Genomic DNA, 17992 nt, shown 5'->3' on the forward strand with positions numbered 1-17992 from the left:
CCAGACCGACCCTTAGGAGAAGGGGAAGCACCGACATGCCGACCTGCCCGAACGGACACCAGTCGGGTTCCGACGACTGGTGCGAGGTCTGCGGTCACCGCATGGCCGGTGCCGTACCTCCGCCCCCTCCGCCGCCCCCGCCCGCCGGCGGTTACGGCTTCCCTCCGCCGCAGGGCGGCCAGCCCGGCGGCCGCCCGCAGCCGGGCGCGCCCGAGCCGGAACTGTGCCCGCAGTGCCGTACGCCCCGGGAGGGCGGTGCGCCGTTCTGCGAGGAGTGCCGGTGGAACTTCCTGACCAACACGGCCACCTCGTACACGCCGGCCGCCCCGCGCCCGACGCAGCCCCGCTTCGAGCCGCCGAGCGCGACGTACGGCGGCGGTGACTCGTACGAGTACCAGGGCTCTCGGCCCTCGCAGATGAACCGGCCCGCCGAGCCGATCCCGTCCTTCGGCAGCGAGCCGTCGGGCCCGACGCCGTTCGGCGGCGAGCGCCGCCCGGCCGGCCCGCCGACCTCGCCGGGTCCCTCGGGCCCGCCGCAGGGCTTCGGCGGCGGCCCCGGCCAGGGCCCCGGCGGCCCGTCCGGCTACGGCGGTCCCGGCCAGGGCCCGGGTGCCGGTGGCCCGTCCGGCTACGGCGGTGGTCCCGGTCAGAATCCCGGTTTCGGCCAGGGGCCCGGCGGCCCCTCCGGTCCGCCGCCCTTCGGCCGTGAGCCGTCCGGCCCGCCCCAAGGCGGCCCCGGCGCCCCCGGCCCCTCGGCGTTCGGCGGCGACCCGTCGCGTCCGAACCCGTCCGCCGCTCCCGGCGGTGCCCCGCAGGCGTACCAGCAGTCCGGGCCGCCCGCCCCGCCCGCGTTCCCGCAGGAGACCGGCCGCCCCGGCGGCCCGTCCGCCGGCGGCGCGCCCTTCGGCGGCGGTGACGACGACTGGGTGCTCTCCCCGCCGTCGTCCACCGGTCCCTCCGGCCCGTCGGGTCAGGGCGGCGGCTACGGCTACCCGCAGCCCGGCGGCACCCAGGCCCCGTCCGGCCCCGGCTTCCCGCAGCAGCGGGCCACCTGGACCGCGACCATCGGTCCGGACCGCGACTACTTCATGGCGATGATGCACCGCTCCGGCCCCGAGGCCGCGGGTCTGAACCTGCCCGCGTACTCCCCTGAGCAGCAGCGCACGCTCACCGGCAACCAGCTCACCATCGGCCGCCGCCGGCACTCCACCGGCGACACCCCCGACGTCGACCTGTCGGTGCCGCCGGAGGACCCGGGCGTCTCGCACCAGCACGCGGTGCTGGTGCAGCAGCCGGACGGCACGTGGGCGGTCGTCGACCAGAACTCGACGAACGGCACCACGGTGAACATGGGTGAGGAACCGATCCAGCCGTTCGTGCCGGTCCCGCTGCAGGACGGCGACCGGGTGCACGTGGGCGCCTGGACGACGATCACGATCCGCCGGGGCTGAGAACCGCCGGGCGCCCGGGTCCACGGGGCGCGCCCGTCAGGGCAGCGCCCACAGGTACGGCCCCTCGGGGTCGTCCAGCCAGGCCCGGGCGTGCTCGCCGTCGACCGTGACGCCGTACCGTCCGCGGTCCGGCTCCCCCTCGCGCTCCCACAGCGCGTGGGCCGCCGGCGGATCGAGCGCGCCCCGGGTCAGCGCGAGCAGGAAGCGGAACGGCTCCTGCTCGCGGGCCCGGGCCGGCAGTCCGCTCAGGGACACCTCCTCCGGCTCCGCCCGGCCCTCGCCGCGCAGCGGTACGAAGAAGGCGGCCGAGGGCAGGAAGCGGCCCTCGGCGTGCTCGGCGTCCCGCACGGTGAGCGCCAGCAGACCGGTGGCCAGCGGGGTGAGGATCCGGGCGCCGGGGCGGCACTGGGCGAGCCAGGCGCGCGGCACGGTGGGCAGCGCGCAGGTGGCGATGATCCGGTCGAAGGGGGCGCGCTCGGGCACCCCGCGCGCTCCGTCGCCGGTGACGACCGGCGGACGGTGGCCGGCGGCGGCCAGGTGCTGCCGGGCCGACTCGGTGATCTCCGGTTCGAGGTCGATGGTGGTGACGAGGTCGTCGTCGCCGAGCCGGTGGGCGAGCAGCGCCGCGTTGTAGCCGGTGCCCGCGCCCACCTCCAGGACCCGGTCGCCGTCCCCGACGCGCAGGGCGACCAGCATCCGCGCCATCAGGGAGGGCTGGCTGCTGGAGGAGAGCAGTTCGCCGTCGCGCAGCCGGGTGGCCAGCGGCACGTCCTCGTAGGCGCCGCGCACCCAGCGTTCCCTGGCCCCCGGGTCGGGGCTCTCGCCCCAGCGGCGCTCGTAGCCGCCCCTGCCCGCCACGTAGTAGTAGGGCACGAACAGGTGCCGTGGCACCTCGGCGAACGCCTCCCGCCACACCGGGTCCTCCGCCCAGGCGCCGTCGGCGTCGATCTCCCGCACCAGCGCGGCCCGCTCCGCGGCGGCGAGGCCGTCGATCTCCGTGTCGTAGGCGCCCATGGGTCCACAGTAGGGTCGCGCCGCCCGCTGCGGTCCTAAGTCCCGAGTCCTCGGTCCGCGGGTCTGAGACCATGGAGGGGTGAATGAGATTCGGCGCGGCACGCTTCAGGAGCAGACCTTCTACGAGCAGGTCGGCGGGGAGGAGACCTTCCGCCGGCTCGTCCACCGTTTCTACGAGGGTGTCGCCGGGGACCCGCTTCTCAAGCCGATGTACCCCGAGGAGGACCTGGGTCCGGCCGAGGAGCGGCTCACCCTGTTCCTGATGCAGTACTGGGGCGGCCCCACCACGTACAGCGAGAACCGCGGCCACCCCCGGCTGCGCATGCGCCACGTCCCGTTCGTCGTGGACCGGGCGGCGCACGACGCCTGGCTGCGGCACATGCGGGTGGCCGTCGACGAGCTCGGTCTGTCCGAGGAGCACGAGCGGACGCTGTGGAACTACCTGACCTACGCGGCCCAGTCGATGATCAACACCCCGGAGTGATCAGGCGTCTTCCGCGCTGATCACGGGTCGCTGACCGGTCGTCACTGAAGGCCGGATTCCGGTCACCCGTCGCCGGAAACCGGTCACGATCCGGTATAGACCGGCCGACGACCGGTTACCCCGGACCGGGCACCTCTGCCAGCATCGCCCGAAGGTTCGGAAGTCCGGACACACGGGGGCCGGGTGACGGGGTTCGTCTTCTCACGCGCGCGTGCGCATCGCCTGCTGCTGGGTGCCGCGTTGCTCACGGTGGTGCTGACCACCACGGTACTGGCCACGCTCACCGCGTACTCGGGGGCGATCGGCGACGCGTCGCTGCGCCACGTGCTGGCCGACGCCCGCAACGCGGCCGACACCTCACTGGTCGTCAAGGCCGACGTCCCCGCCGGCGAGCGGGCCGCCGCCGACACCGCCGTACGCGAGGGCGCCGCACGGACCTTCGACGGTCTGCCGGTGACCGTACGGACCCTGCGCCGCTCGGGGCCGTACGCGCTCCCCCGATCACCCCGGTCGCCCGCGAGCCGCTCCGACGACCCCGACCTGACCTACTTCGCCGCCCTGGACCGGCGTCAACTGCGGCTGACCGAAGGCCGGTTGCCGCGCCCCGCCACCGACCCGGCCGAAGTGGCGCTCCCGGAGGCCGCCGCCCGCACCCTGCGGCTGCGGCCCGGCGACCGGCTCACCCTGGCCGACCGGCTGGACGGCCCGGCGGTCCGGGTGCGGATCACCGGCGTGTACCGGCCCGCCTCGGTGACCGCGCCGTACTGGCGGCTGGACGACCTGCTCGGCCGCGGGGTGAAGAAGGCCGGCTTCACGACGTACGGCCCGCTGCTCACCGACCCCGCCGTACTCACCGGGGGCCGGATCAGCGCGGGTTCGACGGCCTGGCTGGCGACGGCGGACTTCACGTCGGTGACGACCGCCCGGATCGGCAGGCTGCGCGACGCCGCCCGGGAGGGCAGCGCGGCCCTGCGCAGCCCCACGGCCCTGCGCGGTACGACCGTCTCGCAGACCGCGCTGCCGGACGTCCTGGACCGGGCGGACCGTTCGCTGCTGGTCGCCCGGTCCACGCTGCTCGTCGTCGCCCTGCTGCTCGTCCTGCTCGCCGGGTACGCGCTGCTGCTGGTGGCCCGGCTGCTCAGCACCGAACGGACCGAGGAGACCCGGCTGCTCAGGGCACGCGGCGCCGGGCGCGCCCGGATCGCCGGCCTCGCCGCCGCCGAGGCCCTGCTCCTCGCGGTCCCGGCGGCCGTGTGCGCCCCGCCGGTCGCGGGGCCGCTCACCGCCCTGCTGGCCGGACACGGCCCGCTGGCCCGCCTCGGTCTGCGCCTGGACCTCCCGGCCGCGGGCCGGCCCGCCGTCTGGCTGGTCGCGGCCGCGGTGGCCCTGGGCTGCGCGCTCGCGGTCACCGTGCCGGCCGTCACCGGTACCGGGGGGCAGGTACGGGACCGGGCGCGGCGCACGCGGCCCGGTCCGTCCCGGGCGTGGTCGCCGATCGGGAAGTACCGCCGCCGGACGGCACGCGCGTCCGTGCCCCGGGCCGTCCCCGCCCCGCTGCGCGCGGGCGCCGATCTCGGACTGCTCGCGATCGCCGGGGTGGCCTACTGGCAGCTCGGCCGGCAGGGCTCCGGCGCCGTGGCCGCCGACCGGACGGGAACCCTCGGCATCGACCCGCTGCTGGTGGCAGCGCCCGCGCTCGCGCTGCTCGCCGGGACCGTGCTCACGCTGCGGCTGCTGCCCCCGGTGGCCCGGCTCGCCGAGCGGTGGGCGGCCGGCGGGCGCGGGCTGCCGGCCGCGCTGGCCGGCTGGCAGTTCAGCCGGCGCACCGCACGCGGTGCCGGCCCGGTGCTGCTCCTCGTCCTCGCCGTCGCGCTCGGCATGCTCGCCGTCGGCCAGGCCGCCTCCTGGGACCGCTCGCAGGACGACCAGGCCGACTTCCGCGCCGGTGTGCCGGTGCGGGTGTTCTCCGCGGGCGAGGGCGGGCTCGGCCGCACCGACCTGTACGCCGGCCTGCCGCACGTCCGCGAGGCCGCCCCGGCCGTCCGGGTCTCCCAGCCGCTGTCCGGCGACCGCACGGCGGCCGTACTGGCCCTGGACACCCGGCACGCGGCGGATGCCGTGCTGATGCGCCCCGACCTGGCGGACCGGCCGGTCCGGCCGATGCTGGCCGGCCTCGCCCCCCGCGGATCCCCCGCCGGAACCCCGGTCCCCGCGGGCACCGCCCGGCTGCGGCTGACCGCGCGCCTGCACAGCTCCACCGGGCCGGGCACCGCCACCGAGGTGACGGTGACGCTGACGGACCGGTACGGAGTGCCGTACCAGGTGCCGTTCGGTCAGCTCCCCGCCGACGGACGCGAGCACACCCTGACCCTCGGCCTCGGCGCCCCGGCCGGCCCGCTGACCCTCACCGGGCTCCGGCTGGACCTGGCGCAGCCCGCCGACCGTGCCGAGCGGCACCGGCTCACCCTCGGCGGACTGACCGCGGCCGGCCGCGACGGCCGGGAGCACCGGCTCGCGCTCCCCGCCCAGTGGACCACCGACGCCCGGGCGGGCGGTGCCGCCGTACCCAGCGCGGCGACCAGCCCCACCCGCCCCCGGGTCACCGGCACCCGGCCGCCGACCTTCACGTACAGCACCGGCTACCTCCCCGACGCGGACATCTGGACCGTCGCCTCGCTGACCGTCCGGTTCCGGGCCACCCAGCCCGCACCGGCCGAGGTCCGCGCCGTCGCCACCGACCGCTACCTGGCCTCGGCGAACGCCCGCCCCGGCCAGCGGGTCGACCTGACCGTCGGCGACCGGACGCTGCCGGTGCGGATCGTCCGCGCGGTACGGGCGCTGCCCGCCACCGCCGACCCGGCCGACACCGGTGCCCGCGACGGCGGTGCCGTGCTGCTCGACCTGCGCGCCGTGAACCAGGTGCTCCAGGCCCGGTACGGCGAGAGCGTGCCGCCCACCGAATGGTGGCTCACCACCGCACCCCGCGACGCCGCGCGGGTCGCCGCCACCGTACGGAACCTGCCGGACGTCGGCCCGGGACAGGTGGTGGTGCGCGACGAGATCGCCGCCGAACTGCGCGACGACCCGTTCGGCGCGGGCCCCGCGGCCGCGTTCACGGCCGCGGCCGTGGTGGCGGCGGCGCTCGCCGCGGTCGGCTTCGCGGTCGGCGCGGCCGGGGCCCGGCGGGCCCGCCGCCCGGAGTTCGCGGTGCTGCGGGCCCTCGGGGCGCCACGCGGCCAACTGGCCCGGACGGTCGCCGCCGAACAGGCCGTGCTGGTGGGCCTGGCGCTCGCGGTGGGCCTCGGCCTGGGCACCGTACTGGCCCGTGCCGTACTGCCGTTGATCGTCCTGACCGGCGAGGCCGCCCGGCCCGTACCGGACGTCCTCGTCCGGCTCCCCGCCGGACAGGTGGTGCTGCTGCTCGCCGGCGTCGCGGCGGCCCCGCTCGCCGTGGCGGCGGTGACCGCCCTGCGCCGCGCGGACCCGGCGCGGGACCTGCGCGTACCGGGAGGTGAGTGAGATGAGCCGACCGGCGCCCCGCCCGGTGGCCCCGTGGGTACGGACCCGGCTGCGGGCCGCGCCCGGTGCCGCCGCCGCGCTCGCGCTGCTGGTCGCCCTGACCGCGTGCCTGGCCGGCGCCTACCCGCGCGCCGTCGACCGGTACGAGGACGCGGGCCTGCGGACCGCGCTGCGGCAGGCCCGCCCGGAGCACACCACCGTCCGCGTCACCGCGCCCCAGCCCGACCTCGGTCTGCCGGCCCGGCAGCGGGCCGAGGCGATGCGCGCCGCCGCCCTGGAACGGCAGTACGTAAAGGTGCTCGGCGCGGCCGGCGGCCCGCTGACCGTCGACCGCGCCCAGTCCGCGTACGGGGTCGCCGCCACCGTCAGCCCGGAGGTGCCCGACCCGTTCCTGCCGCGCCCCTCCGGACTGCCCGCCCGTGTCCGGCTGGTCGCGCCCAGCGGCCTGGCCGGCCACTCCCGGGTCCGCGCCGGCCGGCTGCCGCGCGCCGCCCGCCCCGTGGGCTCCGCCACCGCCGAGGTGGAGGCCGCGGTGACCGCCGCCACCGCGAAGAGCATGAACATCGAGGTCGGTTCGGTCGTCCACGTACCGGCCCCCGGCCGGAGGCCGCTCGCGGTCCGCGTCACCGGCGTCCTCGCCCCGCGCGCACCCGACGGCGCCTACTGGTCGACCGAGCCGCTGCTGCGCACGCCCGAACTGGTGACCCTGCCGACCCCCGGCCCGGACCCGGTGACGTACTGGCGCGGCGCGCTGCTGCTCCCTCAGGACGCGGCCCCCGCCCTGCTCGGCACCAGCACCGACCCGGTCCGCTACTGGTACCTCGCGCCCGCCCTGCGCGGTCTGCGCGCCCATGACCTGGACCGGCTGAAGTCGGCCGTGGCCGCCCTGGAGTCGGGGCCCGCGCTGCGCCGCGCCCGCTCCGTCACCGACTCCGGCACCGACGTCTCAACCGAACTGGACGACACCCTCACGCTGTTCGCCCGGCTGCGCTCCGGCATCTCCCCGCTGGTGTCCGTCGCCGCGGCGGGGACCGCCACGGTCGTCGCCGTGGTCCTGCTGATGACGGGCGGCCTGGCCGCCGACCGGCGCCGCGCCGAACTCGCCCTGCTCCGCGCCCGCGGCGCCTCCCTGCCCGGACTCACCGGGCGGCTGCTGGCCGAGACCGCCGTGGTCGCCGTACCGGCGGGCGCGCTCGGCCTGGCGGCGGCCCTGCCGGCGGTACCCGAGGGGCGCCTGTGGCCCGCCGCCGTCACCGCCGCGGCCGTCACGCTCACCGGCTGCGCCGCCCTGCCCCTGCGCGCCGCCCTCGCCCACCGCACGGTACGGGTCACCGCCCCGCGCGAGGACGTGGCGGGCGTACGGCCCTCCCGGCGCCGTACCGTCGCCGAACTGACCCTGCTGGTACTGGCGGTCGGCGCCGTGGCCGCCCTGCGCCGCCGCGGCACCTCGGGCGACCAGCTGATGGCCGTGGCGCCGGTGCTGATCGGCGTCGTCGCGGCCCTGGTGCTGCTCCGTCTGTACCCCCTGCTGCTGCGCCGGCTCACCGGTCCGGCGGGGCGGCTGCGCGGCGCGGTGGGCCACCTCTCGCTGGCCAGGGCGGGCCGCACCTCGGCCTCCGCGGTCCTGCCGCTGCTGGCCCTGCTGACCGCGCTCACCACGGCGGCCTTCGGCGGCTCGGTGCTGGCGGGCGTGGCCGACGCCCGCGACCGTGCGGCGCTCCTCACGGTCGGCGCCGACGCCCGCGCGGACGCCGACGGCCCGCTCCCGGCCACCGCCCCCGGCCGGGTGCGGGCCGTGCCCGGGGTGCGGGCGGTGGCCCCGGTCAGCATCGACTACCAGGCCAAGCCGGAGGACGGCCAGGATTCGGTACCGCTGGTGGGCGCCGACCCGCGCTCCTACGGGGAGTTGACCGCCCGCACCGGACTCGGCGCCGTACCCGCCGGCCGGCTGGCGGGCCGCACGGGCACGCTGCCCGCGGTGGCCTCCCCGTCGGTCGCGTCGGCGTACGGCACCCGGCGTCCCTTCCTGGTCCGGCTGGAGGACGGCAGTGCGGTCACCGTGCGCATCGTGCTGGTCCGCGACCGCACCCCGGCCGTCTCCGGCGGTGACTTCCTCGTCGTGGACCGCGCCGGGCTCGCCGACCCGGCGAACCGTCCCACGGCCCTGCTGGTGACCGGCGCGCACCTGGACACGGCCGCGCTGCGGCACGCCGTCGGCGGCTCGGCCGGAATCCACGTCCGCGCCGAGGAACGCGCCCGCTACGCCGACTCGCCCCTCCAGACCGGTGCCGTCCACGTCTACACGGCGGCGGTGGCGGCCGGCGCCGGCTTCGCGGTCCTCGCGCTGCTCCTGGGCCTGCTGCGCGCGGCACCCGAACGGGCCGCGCTCCTCGCCCGGCTGCGCACGATGGGCCTCACCCGCGCCCAGGGCCGCCGGCTGCTCGTGCTGGAGTCCCTGCCGCAGGCCCTGCTCGCCGCGCTCGGCGGCGTCCTGACCGGCTGGTCCGCCATCCGTCTCCTCTCCCCCGGCATCGACCTCACGGCCATCGCCCTGCCCTCGGCCCGGACACCGCTCACCGAGGCCGAGCTGCACGCCGACGCCTGGTCCCTGACGGTCCCGGCGCTGCTGGTCCTGGTCGCGTCGGTGACCGTGGCGGCCCTCCAGGCGTGGTGGACGGGCCGACAGGGCTCGGTACGCGAGCTGCGGGCGGGGGAGCCGGGATGAACAAGGGCGGACACGGACCACGCGGGCACGGACCGCGCGGGCACGGCCGGACACGGCGGAGGGCCAGCCACCGGACCGCGCCCCGCACCCACGGAACGCAGGAGACCCCATGACGGCGAACCCGAGCCTCTCCGAGCTGGCGAACCGCGTCACCGAGGCCAGGGACCGCCCGGTCTACGGCCACGACGCCCTGATCACCTGCGACCGCCTGGTCCGCGTCTTCACCGCGGACGGCGTCGAGGTCCAGGCCCTCCAGGGTCTCGATCTCCTCGTCCACGAGGGCGAGTTGATGGCCCTGGTCGGCGCGTCCGGCAGCGGCAAGTCCACGCTGATGAACATCCTCGCGGGCCTGGACACCCCGACCGCCGGAGCCGCCCGGGTCGCCGGCCGCGACCTGCTCACCATGACCGCCCGCGACCGCCTCGCCTACCGCCGCGAGGTCGTCGGCTTCGTCTGGCAGCAGACCTCCCGCAATCTGCTCCCCTATCTCACCGCGGCCCAGAACGTCGCCCTCCCCCTCCAGCTCTCCGGCACCCGCAGGGGCCGGCGCGCCCGCGCCGAACGGGCCCTGGAACTGCTGGAGTTGCTGCACGTGGCCGACTGCCGCGACCGGCACCCGCGCGAGCTGTCCGGCGGTCAGCAGCAGCGCGTCGCCATCGCCGTGGCCCTGGCGGGCGGGCCCTCGGTCCTGCTCGCGGACGAACCCACCGGCGAACTCGACTCCCAGACGGCCGCGCGGATCTTCGAGGCGTTCCGCACGGCCAACGAGACCCTCGGCACGACGATCGTCATCGTCACCCACGACCAGGCGGTGGCGGGCGAGGTCCGCCGCACGGTCGCCATCCGCGACGGCCGCACCTCCACCGAGGTGCTGCGCCGCAGCGAGATCGACGCCACGACCGGCCACGAGACGGTCGTCGCCCGCGAGTACGCCATGCTCGACCGGGCGGGCCGGCTGCAACTGCCCGCCGACTACCTCCGCGCCCTGGACATGCGCGAGCGCGTGGCCCTGGAACTGGAGGCCGACCACATCGGGGTATGGCCGGACGACACGCGCCGATCCGCCGGCGGGGCGGGGGATGCCGTCGGGTGACCGGGGGACGCGCCCGCTCAGCGCACGCTGACGCCCAGCGAGCCGAGACCCGCGCGGCGGACGGCGACGGAACCGTACGGCGTACGCAGCCTGAGCCACGCCCCCGAGGAGAACAACCCGGTGTCCTCCGCCCCGGTTCCTGACCGCAGGAAGCCCAGGGACTGCGCCGCGTGCACGGCCCGCACCGGCAGCCGGGTGCCCCCGACCTCGCGGGACCAGATGTCCCGGCCGATCCGGTCCAGCTCGGCACGGGTACGACCCTCGGGCGCCAGCTCCTCCGTGCGCGACCGGAACTCGGAGACCGCCGCGGCGACGGTCGCCCGCAGCGCGTCCGGGGCCGGCAGCCCGGGCTCGGGCTGCCAGCCGCCGCGGGGCGGCAGCACACCGGACCACGGCGGACCGGTGACCGCGCCCGGAACGGCGGCCGTGGCCGCGCGCTCGTCGACGGACTCCAGGAACTCACCGGCGGAGACGGTCACGTCGAGGGTGACGTCGAGCCCGTCCTCGTACGGCTTCGCCAGCCGGACCGCGCGGACCGTCAGCACCTCGAACGACGGCGGCCGCCCGAAGACGGCGAGTGCCGTACCGGCCGCCTGGAGGCGCACCGCGGCTCCGCGGTCGTAGCGCAGCAGCCGGGTGAGGAAGGCGGCGAGGTCCGCCGCCTCCGTCTCGTCGGCGAGGTGCAGCACCGTCATGCGGCGACGGCCTTCTCTCCGGGCTTGGCGGCCCCGTCCGTGTACTCCTGGAGGAACTCGCGTTCCTCGGCGGTGATCCGGCGCGGCCGCTGGGTCTCGAAGTCGAACGGTACGACGACCGTCGAGGCCCGCACGTAGACCTGGTCGTCGTCCTTCACCTCGTAGGCGATGGTGAAGGACGCGGCCCTGATCTCGGTGATCCACAGCTCGATGTCCACGGGTTCGTGCCGGTGGACGAGCTGCATCTTGTAGTCGATCTCATGGCGCGCCACCACGGACCCCTGCTTGAACTCCTTGTCCGGGCGGAACAGGAAGTTGATGCGGGCTTCCTCCAGGTACCGGATGAAGACCGCGTTGTTGACATGGCCGTAGGCGTCCATGTCCGACCAGCGCAGTGGACAGCGATAGACGTGCCGCAAGATCGATCAGCCCCGGGTCAGCTTCTTGTAGGTGGCGCGGTGCGGACGCGCGGCGTCGGCACCGAGTCGCTCGATCTTGTTCTTCTCGTACGACTCGAAGTTGCCCTCGAACCAGAACCACCGCGACTCACCCTCGTAGGCGAGGATGTGGGTGGCGACCCGGTCCAGGAACCACCGGTCGTGGGAGACGACGACGGCGCAGCCGGGGAAGTCCAGCAGGGCGTTCTCCAGGCTGGAGAGCGTCTCGACGTCGAGGTCGTTGGTGGGCTCGTCGAGGAGCAGCAGGTTGCCGCCCTGCTTGAGGGTCAGCGCCAGGTTGAGGCGGTTGCGCTCACCACCGGACAGGACGCCGGTCGGCTTCTGCTGGTCCGGGCCCTTGAAGCCGAAGGCGGACACGTACGCCCGGCTCGGCATCTCGACCTGGCCGACGTTGATGTAGTCGAGCCCGTCGGACACGACCTCCCACAGCGTCTTCTTCGGGTCGAGGTTCTCGCGGCTCTGGTCGACGTAGGAGATCTTGACGGTCTCGCCGACCTTGATGTCACCGGAGTCCGGCGTCTCCAGACCCTGGATCATCTTGAACAGGGTCGTCTTGCCGGCGCCGTTCGGGCCGATGACGCCCACGATGCCGTTGCGCGGCAGCGTGAAGCTGAGGCCGTCGACGAGGATCTTCTCACCGAAGGCCTTGTTCAGCTTGTCGACCTCGACGACCACGTTGCCCAGACGCGGGCCCGGCGGGATCTGGATCTCCTCGAAGTCCAGCTTCCGCATCTTGTCGGCCTCTGCCGCCATCTCCTCGTAGCGGGCGAGACGGGCCTTGGACTTGGCCTGGCGCCCCTTGGCGTTCGACCGCACCCACTCCAGCTCTTCCTTGAGCCGCTTCTGCCGCTTGGCGTCCTTCTGGCCCTCGACCTTGAGACGGGTGGCCTTGGTCTCCAGGTACGTGGAGTAGTTGCCCTCGTACGGGTAGGCGCGGCCGCGGTCGAGCTCGAGGATCCACTGGGCCACGTTGTCCAGGAAGTACCGGTCGTGGGTGATCGCCACGACGGTGCCCGCGTACTTGGCCAGGTGCTGCTCCAGCCAGTTCACCGACTCGGCGTCGAGGTGGTTGGTGGGCTCGTCGAGGAGCAGCAGGTCGGGCGCCTCGAGCAGCAGCTTGCACAGCGCGACGCGGCGCTTCTCACCACCGGAGAGGTTGGTGACGGGCCAGTCGCCGGGCGGGCAGCCCAGGGCGTCCATGGCCTGCTCCAGCTGGGCGTCGAGGTCCCAGGCGTTGGCGTGGTCCAGCTCCTCCTGCAGCTTGCCCATCTCGTCGAGCAGCGCGTCGGAGTAGTCGGTCGCCATCAGCTCGGCGATCTCGTTGAACCGGTCGAGCTTGCCCTTGACCTCGGCGACACCCTCCTGGACGTTCTCCAGGACGGTCTTCGAGTCGTTCAGCGGGGGCTCCTGCAGCAGGATGCCCACGCTGTAGCCCGGCGACAGGAAGGCGTCACCGTTGGACGGCTGCTGCAGTCCCGCCATGATCTGCAGGACGGTCGACTTACCCGCGCCGTTCGGCCCGACGACGCCGATCTTCGCCCCCGGCAGGAAGCTCAGGGTGACGTCGTCGAGGATCACTTTGTCGCCGTGCGCTTTGCGCGCCTTGCGCATGGTGTAGATGTACTCAGCCAAGAGAAACCGTCCGGCAGCTTGAAATCTGGCAGTGGGCAGATACACCCCATCTTGCCTGACCGCCACCCCTGGATGGAAACCCGATCAGTCCGGCCGCCCTGACCTGGGGCTTCGCCGGGGCCGCCTGGAGGCCCGCCGGTCACTGCCGGTCACCACCGGTCGCCCTCGCTCGCCCTCGCACGGCCCGGGAACGGCCTGGCTCGGCAGCCCGCTCCCTCTGTAAGTGCGTGCAGCTGGGGTGCGTCCGTCAAGGGCAGCGCTCGGGGGAGTGGCTGTGGGAGCCAGGACGGGACTGCTGGTGTACGCCGACGGCGACGTGCCGGGACTGCTGCGGCACGTGGGCGCGGCAGATCCCGACCGGACGGCCGGCATGATGCGGCGGCTGCATCCGGGGGAGGCGTGGTGATCCCGGACTCCGAGATGGGACGGCTGCACAAGACCGGTCTTGCCCAGGAGTTCGACATGCGAGGCAGCAGCTCCACGTATACCTACGACCTGGACAGCGACAGGAAACCGACAGTGAGCCCGCCGGACCAAGGACGAGAAGGTACCCGCGGCGACGTCTCCCGCGGCGACGAGGAGAACCGGTGACGATCACACGAGGCGGCCCCCTCATCGCGGCGCTGGCTGCCACCCTCTTGCTTGCCGCGTGCTCCAGCCCGGACCCGGACGATCGCGGCGTGACCGATGGGCGCACCTCGCACTGGGACGAGAACGCCGGCGCGCCCGAGGCGTCGGCCTTCATGAACGTGAAGGCGCCCAGGGGTGCAACCGAGGTCAAGGGGGCCGTGCAGATCAACCCTCAGGAGGACATCTACCTCCTCTCGTTCGTCACCAGTGAGAAGAACGTCGAAGGCATCGCGAAGGACCTTCTTTCCGGCGAGCCGCTGAAGGCGAAGAAGGTCGACTTCGCCCCGGATGGAGAGTTCTTCAAGCACCTCGGGCTGGCCGAGCCGCAGACGGTGAAGGGAGCTCGCTCGGGCGGGGTCTGCCCCTCGTGCGTGACGGACGATCGCCGCAAGAAGGTGCAGTGGATCGACATCTACGTCCAGGCACTCAAGGGAGATCAGGCCAGGGTCTACCTGAAGGCGTTCTGAGATCAGTCCCGGCCGAGCACGGCACCCAATTCGGGGAGCTGGGTTCGGGAAGTCGAGTGACTTGGCGTGCCTTGCCATTGCTGTGCTCGCACGGCCAACAGCAAGGCGAGGAGGCCGACACGGCACGTACCGGCCCACGGCTCGTCCTGCACACGAGCGGCGACCGGAGTTGGGGCCGCCGGCCATCCGGTGATCTCGGCGAAAGCGCCCGAATCCGGTGGCGGCCCCGGATAGCCTGCTGAACCTGTGCGGTGGGGGGTCGTACGGGACCGCGTGTCGACGCCGATGCCCCTGTTCGCGCTGCTCGGCCGGACCGGCGCCCGCATCTTCGGGCGCCGGCTCACGTCACGGGACCAGGAGGCTCGCCATGACCACGACGCTCTCAAAGGGTGGCAACGCCCCGCTGCCGGCAGCACCCTGCCACGTCACGCTCACCGCGGCCCGCGTGGGCATCGACGTCTGCGCCGTGCTGCTCGCCCAGGACGGCAAGGTGCGCGGTGACGACGACCTCGTGTTCTACAACCATCCCGCGCAGGACGGTGTCCACCTCACGGGTGCGACCATGATCGCGGACCTGACCGCGATACCGGCCTCGGTGGACCGCGTCGTGATCGTCGCCAGCACCGATCCCTCCCTGCCCGGCGGCCGGTTCGATGCGGGCAGCACCCCGAGGGCGGACATCCGGTGCGGTGACGTACAGCTGGCCTTCGTCCCGCCGCCGCTGCTCAACGGGGAGACCGCGGCGGTGCTGGTGGAAATCTACCGCCGTGCGGGCGCGTGGAAGGTCCGGGCGGTCGGCCAGGGCTGGGACACCGGGCTTGCGGGACTGGCCACGGACTTCGGTGTGGTGGTCGACGAGGAGGCCCCCGCGCCTCCCGCCGCACCGCGGCAGGGCAACGGGGGCGGCGGGGCGGTCCCTGCGCCGGCCATCAGTCTGAGCAAGGTCCAGCAGTCGGCACCGGGGCTCGTCAACCTCTACAAGGCCGCGCAGGTCTCCCTGGACAAGGCCGGTGTCATGGGCCGGCGTGCGGCCGTCTACCTGGTCCTCGACCACTCCGCGAGCATGCACGGCTTCTACCGCAACGGCACCATGCAGCACCTCGCGGAACAGGCCCTTGGGCTGTCGGCGAACCTCGACGACGACGGCCGGGTGCCCCTGGTGTTCTTCTCCCACCGCGTCGACCTCGTCACCGAGATCGGTCTGGACACGTACCAGGGGCTGATCGACCGCCTGCACGGAGGCCTGGACTGGGGCGGTACCAGTTACGCGCCGGCCATGCAGGCCGTCATCGACCACTACCGGTCGAGCGGCGCCACGGACCCCGCCTTCGTGATCTTCCAGACCGACGGTGAGCCGTCCGACCGCAGAGGGACCCGGGAACTGCTGCGCGCCTCCAGCTCCCTGCCGATCTTCTGGCAGTTCGTCGGGTTCGGACCCGGCCGGAACATGCGGTTCCTGCGCAGCCTGGACACCCTCGACGGCCGGGTCGTCGACAATGCCGGCTATTTCGGCGCCGGCCAGCATCCCCTCACGCGCTCCGACGACGACCTGTACGACTGCCTCATGAAGGAGTTCCCCGAGTGGCTCGCCACCGCGCGCACGGCCGGAGTCATCCGGTAGGGCGCGGCGAACGGGCGGCGTGTGTCACCGCTCGTCGGTGGATGCGGCCACCGGGGCGGGCGCGGCGGTCGTGACGTCCGTCCTGGTGGCGGGGATGCGCTTGCCCAGGGTGATGAACAGGAGCACCAGACCCACGGTCAGCAGGATGTGGCCGAGACCGGCGACACCGGCCGTCGCGGCGCCGCTGGAGCGCCCGAGCACCGTCAGCGTCCCGTGCAGGGTCATGGTGCCGACGGTCAGCACCAGGCCGGCGTTGTACGTCCAGAAGAACCAGCGGAACAACGGGAGCGCCGTCAGCGCGAACAGCTTCTCCAGCGCCAGGACGATGAGGAAGAACAGCATGCCGAGAGCGAGGACATGCGTATGCACGACGGCGAGCTGGGTGTCGCCGGTGAAGTCCTCCGCCTTGGTGATCTCGCGGTAGTACAGACCGCTGATCAGCCCGACGATCATGTAGATGTGGGCCGTGTTGAGGATCTTTCTCATCTCTGGTCGCCCCCCGGAGCGCTGGTCGGTGATGTCCCAACCTTGCGCACGGGCCCCCCGGTCATCAACCGGGTTACGAGAACGATCCGTTGACCGGGCCGGGCCGGTCAGTCGAGCGGCTGCTCGCGGTTGCGCAGCAGCACCAGTACCGCACCGCCGATGACGACCAGACCGATGGCCACGCCCGCGATCAGCGGGGTGATCGCCGAGCCGCCGGTGGCGGCCAGGTCGGTGGTGTCCGGGGCGGCACCGCCCACCGTGGCGGGGCTGGGCAGGCTGCGGACCTCTGCGCTCTGGGTCGTGAGGGTGCCCTGCGTCCTGCAGTCCAGGACACCGGTGAAGCGGTGACTGAGGCCGTTCGGGCCGGTGACCGTGAAGTCGTAGGCCTGGTCCTCCTGGAGCGGGACGGTCACCGTGCGGGAGGCACCCGCGGGGATGGTGTGCTCGGCGCCCATCAGCTCGAAGGTGAACGGCTGGTCGCCCTTGTTGGCCGCGATGATGTCGACCCCGCCCTCGGCGCAGTTCTTCCGCGCCGACACCGCCGGTACGGCGCCCTTGGCCGCCCAGGTGGCCGTCGCCGTCGCGGAGACCGTGGACTCGCTGGATCCGGCGAGGATCTGGGTCTGGCTGCGGCTCTCGGAGGCGAAGGCCCGGCCGACCGGCACGGTCGTCGACGCCTGAAGGGTCAAGTCGGCGGTGCCGTCCGCCGCGTCCTCGGGGATGTCGAAGTAGACCCGGCTGCCGTCCCGCACCGAGGTGACGACCTTGCCGGTCGCGTCGATGATCCGCACTCCGCTGGTGTCCGCGTCCACCGGCGGGACGACCGTGGCCGCACCGGCGTTGGTGTGCACGGTCAGCGGTCCCAGCAGGTCGCCCGGCCGGCCGGAGATCGCGGGCGGGTCCAGGGTGAGCGAGGCCTGCGGCTCACCGCTGTTCCGGGCGCTCTTCTCCAGGTAGTCGGCGAGCTTCTCGGCCTGCGGGTCGACGGCGTCGACCGCGGCGCCGTCCGAGTACCGCCAGATGGCCACCTGGGTGCCGGCCGCCGCGTCCTGCTCGCTGAGGGCGCCGACTCCCGCCTGCCGGGCGAGCGAGGCGAGATCGTTCACCTGCGGGTAGGAGTGCTGCAGGATCCAGTGGATCTTTCCGGCGTCCTTGTTGGCGCCCAGCGAGGTGCCGCTCCAGGGCGTCTCCTGGTACCGGGCGTCCCGCTGGGTGGGGTTGTGCAGGTCGACGCAGTACGTCTGGAGGGTGCCGCCGCCGTCCACGGACATCTCGAACAGGCCGGCGTCGACCCGCTGATCGCCGCCGTCCGCGTGTATCACGGCCTCGCCGTAGACCTTGAGACCGTTGATGGTGGCCGCCGCCCCGCCCTGCGTCTGCGGGCTGACGTCGGCCACGGCCGTACCGGCGCCGGACAGCACACCGGCGGCCACGAGACCGGACACCGCGGTGGCGGCGGCCACACGGACCGTTCCGGTGGACCGGCAGAACCCAACGAGCGCAGCAAGCACAGAATTCCCCTTCGAGCAGGACCCGTTGAACGTGGGGGACGGTCCCACCAGCAGAATCGGCAGCCCCTAGGGGCACGCCCGGCATCCTATGGATCGGACGGAGCCTCACCTGCCGGTCGGATCATCCGATGGCCGATCCGATCCGCAATCGTTATCGCGGATACGGTTCATGAGCTGCGCTTATCGACAAATCCACCCATGGCGCG

The 17992-nt window shown here is 74.1% G+C and carries 15 protein-coding genes; 9 read left to right on the top strand and 6 right to left on the bottom strand.

What is annotated here, in order from left to right; all coding sequences use genetic code 11:
• Positions 1-35: 35 nt before the first annotated feature.
• Positions 36-1451 (top strand): FHA domain-containing protein, encoded by a 1416-nt coding sequence (locus ACF08B_RS20435; protein ID WP_392318643.1) that lies wholly within the window; start codon positions 36-38, stop codon positions 1449-1451.
• 36 nt (positions 1452-1487) lie between these two features.
• Here the strand turns inward: ACF08B_RS20435 and ACF08B_RS20440 are convergent, their stop codons facing one another.
• Positions 1488-2465 carry a methyltransferase domain-containing protein gene (locus ACF08B_RS20440; RefSeq protein WP_392318644.1) on the bottom strand — a complete coding sequence of 326 codons (978 nt, stop codon included), beginning with the start codon at positions 2463-2465 and terminating at the stop codon, positions 1488-1490.
• Positions 2466-2544: 79 nt separating this feature from the next.
• Here ACF08B_RS20440 and ACF08B_RS20445 point away from each other — a divergent pair, with 79 nt between their 5' ends.
• The 4 genes from ACF08B_RS20445 (at position 2545) to ACF08B_RS20460 (ending at position 10286) form a co-directional block, all read left to right on the top strand.
• Positions 2545-2949, top strand: coding sequence for a globin (locus ACF08B_RS20445; protein WP_073894039.1), 405 nt, complete (start codon positions 2545-2547; stop codon positions 2947-2949).
• A gap of 183 nt (positions 2950-3132) precedes the next feature.
• Entirely contained in the window at positions 3133-6468 is a 3336-nt protein-coding gene (locus ACF08B_RS20450; RefSeq protein ID WP_392318645.1) for an FtsX-like permease family protein, read from the top strand.
• A gap of 1 nt (position 6469) precedes the next feature.
• A complete protein-coding gene (locus ACF08B_RS20455) occupies positions 6470-9193 on the top strand; it encodes an FtsX-like permease family protein (RefSeq protein ID WP_392318646.1) in 2724 nt (907 codons plus the stop codon).
• A gap of 109 nt (positions 9194-9302) precedes the next feature.
• Entirely contained in the window at positions 9303-10286 is a 984-nt protein-coding gene (locus ACF08B_RS20460; protein WP_392318647.1) for an ABC transporter ATP-binding protein, read from the top strand.
• Between the two features lie 17 nt (positions 10287-10303).
• On the opposite strand, the gene ACF08B_RS20465 is transcribed toward ACF08B_RS20460, so the two are convergent.
• Genes ACF08B_RS20465 through ettA form a run of 3 tightly spaced genes read right to left on the bottom strand, consistent with a single transcriptional unit; the run spans position 10304 to position 13071 of the window.
• Positions 10304-10981, bottom strand: coding sequence for a hypothetical protein (locus ACF08B_RS20465; protein WP_392318648.1), 678 nt, complete (start codon positions 10979-10981; stop codon positions 10304-10306).
• Positions 10978-11400, bottom strand: coding sequence for an acyl-CoA thioesterase (locus tag ACF08B_RS20470; RefSeq protein ID WP_392318649.1), 423 nt, complete (start codon positions 11398-11400; stop codon positions 10978-10980). The genes ACF08B_RS20465 and ACF08B_RS20470 overlap by 4 nt, the downstream gene beginning before the upstream one ends.
• A 6-nt stretch (positions 11401-11406) precedes the next feature.
• Positions 11407-13071: an energy-dependent translational throttle protein EttA gene (gene ettA / locus ACF08B_RS20475; protein ID WP_392318650.1), complete on the bottom strand. Its 1665-nt coding sequence runs from the start codon at positions 13069-13071 to the stop codon at positions 11407-11409.
• Positions 13072-13345: 274 nt separating this feature from the next.
• Here ettA and ACF08B_RS20480 point away from each other — a divergent pair, with 274 nt between their 5' ends.
• From ACF08B_RS20480 to ACF08B_RS20495, 4 genes are all read left to right on the top strand, one after another.
• A complete protein-coding gene (locus tag ACF08B_RS20480; RefSeq protein WP_392318651.1) occupies positions 13346-13477 on the top strand; it encodes a hypothetical protein in 132 nt (43 codons plus the stop codon).
• Positions 13471-13662 (top strand): hypothetical protein, encoded by a 192-nt coding sequence (locus ACF08B_RS20485; RefSeq protein WP_392318652.1) that lies wholly within the window; start codon positions 13471-13473, stop codon positions 13660-13662. The genes ACF08B_RS20480 and ACF08B_RS20485 overlap by 7 nt, the downstream gene beginning before the upstream one ends.
• On the top strand, positions 13659-14168 hold the full coding sequence (locus tag ACF08B_RS20490; RefSeq protein ID WP_392318653.1) for a hypothetical protein: 510 nt from the start codon (positions 13659-13661) through the stop codon (positions 14166-14168). Before ACF08B_RS20485 ends, ACF08B_RS20490 begins: the two co-directional genes overlap by 4 nt.
• Before the next feature lie 367 nt (positions 14169-14535).
• On the top strand, positions 14536-15789 hold the full coding sequence (locus ACF08B_RS20495; protein ID WP_392318654.1) for a VWA domain-containing protein: 1254 nt from the start codon (positions 14536-14538) through the stop codon (positions 15787-15789).
• Positions 15790-15813: 24 nt separating this feature from the next.
• Here ACF08B_RS20495 and ACF08B_RS20500 read toward each other — a convergent pair whose 3' ends face one another.
• Together ACF08B_RS20500 and ACF08B_RS20505 are read right to left on the bottom strand one after the other, a co-directional pair.
• The gene (locus ACF08B_RS20500) at positions 15814-16275 is read right to left on the bottom strand and encodes a DUF2871 domain-containing protein (protein WP_392318655.1); all 462 of its coding nucleotides are present in this window, start codon (positions 16273-16275) and stop codon (positions 15814-15816) included.
• A gap of 107 nt (positions 16276-16382) precedes the next feature.
• Positions 16383-17738, bottom strand: a complete 1356-nt coding sequence (locus ACF08B_RS20505) for a Cys-Gln thioester bond-forming surface protein (protein ID WP_392318656.1) — start codon at positions 17736-17738, stop codon at positions 16383-16385.
• Positions 17739-17992: the final 254 nt, after the last annotated feature.

Source organism: Streptomyces sp. NPDC015139, assembly GCF_043079785.1.
Taxonomy (GTDB): Bacteria; Actinomycetota; Actinomycetes; order Streptomycetales; family Streptomycetaceae; genus Streptomyces; species Streptomyces albidocamelliae.

What these genes read in the sequence shown, in the direction of transcription:
- ACF08B_RS20435 (WP_392318643.1), top strand. Translation starts at nt 36, where the DNA reads ATGCCGACCTGCCCGAACGGACACCAGTCGGGTTCCGACGACTGGTGC.
- ACF08B_RS20440 (WP_392318644.1), bottom strand. Translation starts at nt 2,465, where the DNA reads ATGGGCGCCTACGACACGGAGATCGACGGCCTCGCCGCCGCGGAGCGG.
- ACF08B_RS20455 (WP_392318646.1), top strand. Translation starts at nt 6,470, where the DNA reads ATGAGCCGACCGGCGCCCCGCCCGGTGGCCCCGTGGGTACGGACCCGG.
- ACF08B_RS20460 (WP_392318647.1), top strand. Translation starts at nt 9,303, where the DNA reads ATGACGGCGAACCCGAGCCTCTCCGAGCTGGCGAACCGCGTCACCGAG.
- ACF08B_RS20465 (WP_392318648.1), bottom strand. Translation starts at nt 10,981, where the DNA reads ATGACGGTGCTGCACCTCGCCGACGAGACGGAGGCGGCGGACCTCGCC.
- ACF08B_RS20495 (WP_392318654.1), top strand. Translation starts at nt 14,536, where the DNA reads ATGACCACGACGCTCTCAAAGGGTGGCAACGCCCCGCTGCCGGCAGCA.
- ACF08B_RS20500 (WP_392318655.1), bottom strand. Translation starts at nt 16,275, where the DNA reads ATGAGAAAGATCCTCAACACGGCCCACATCTACATGATCGTCGGGCTG.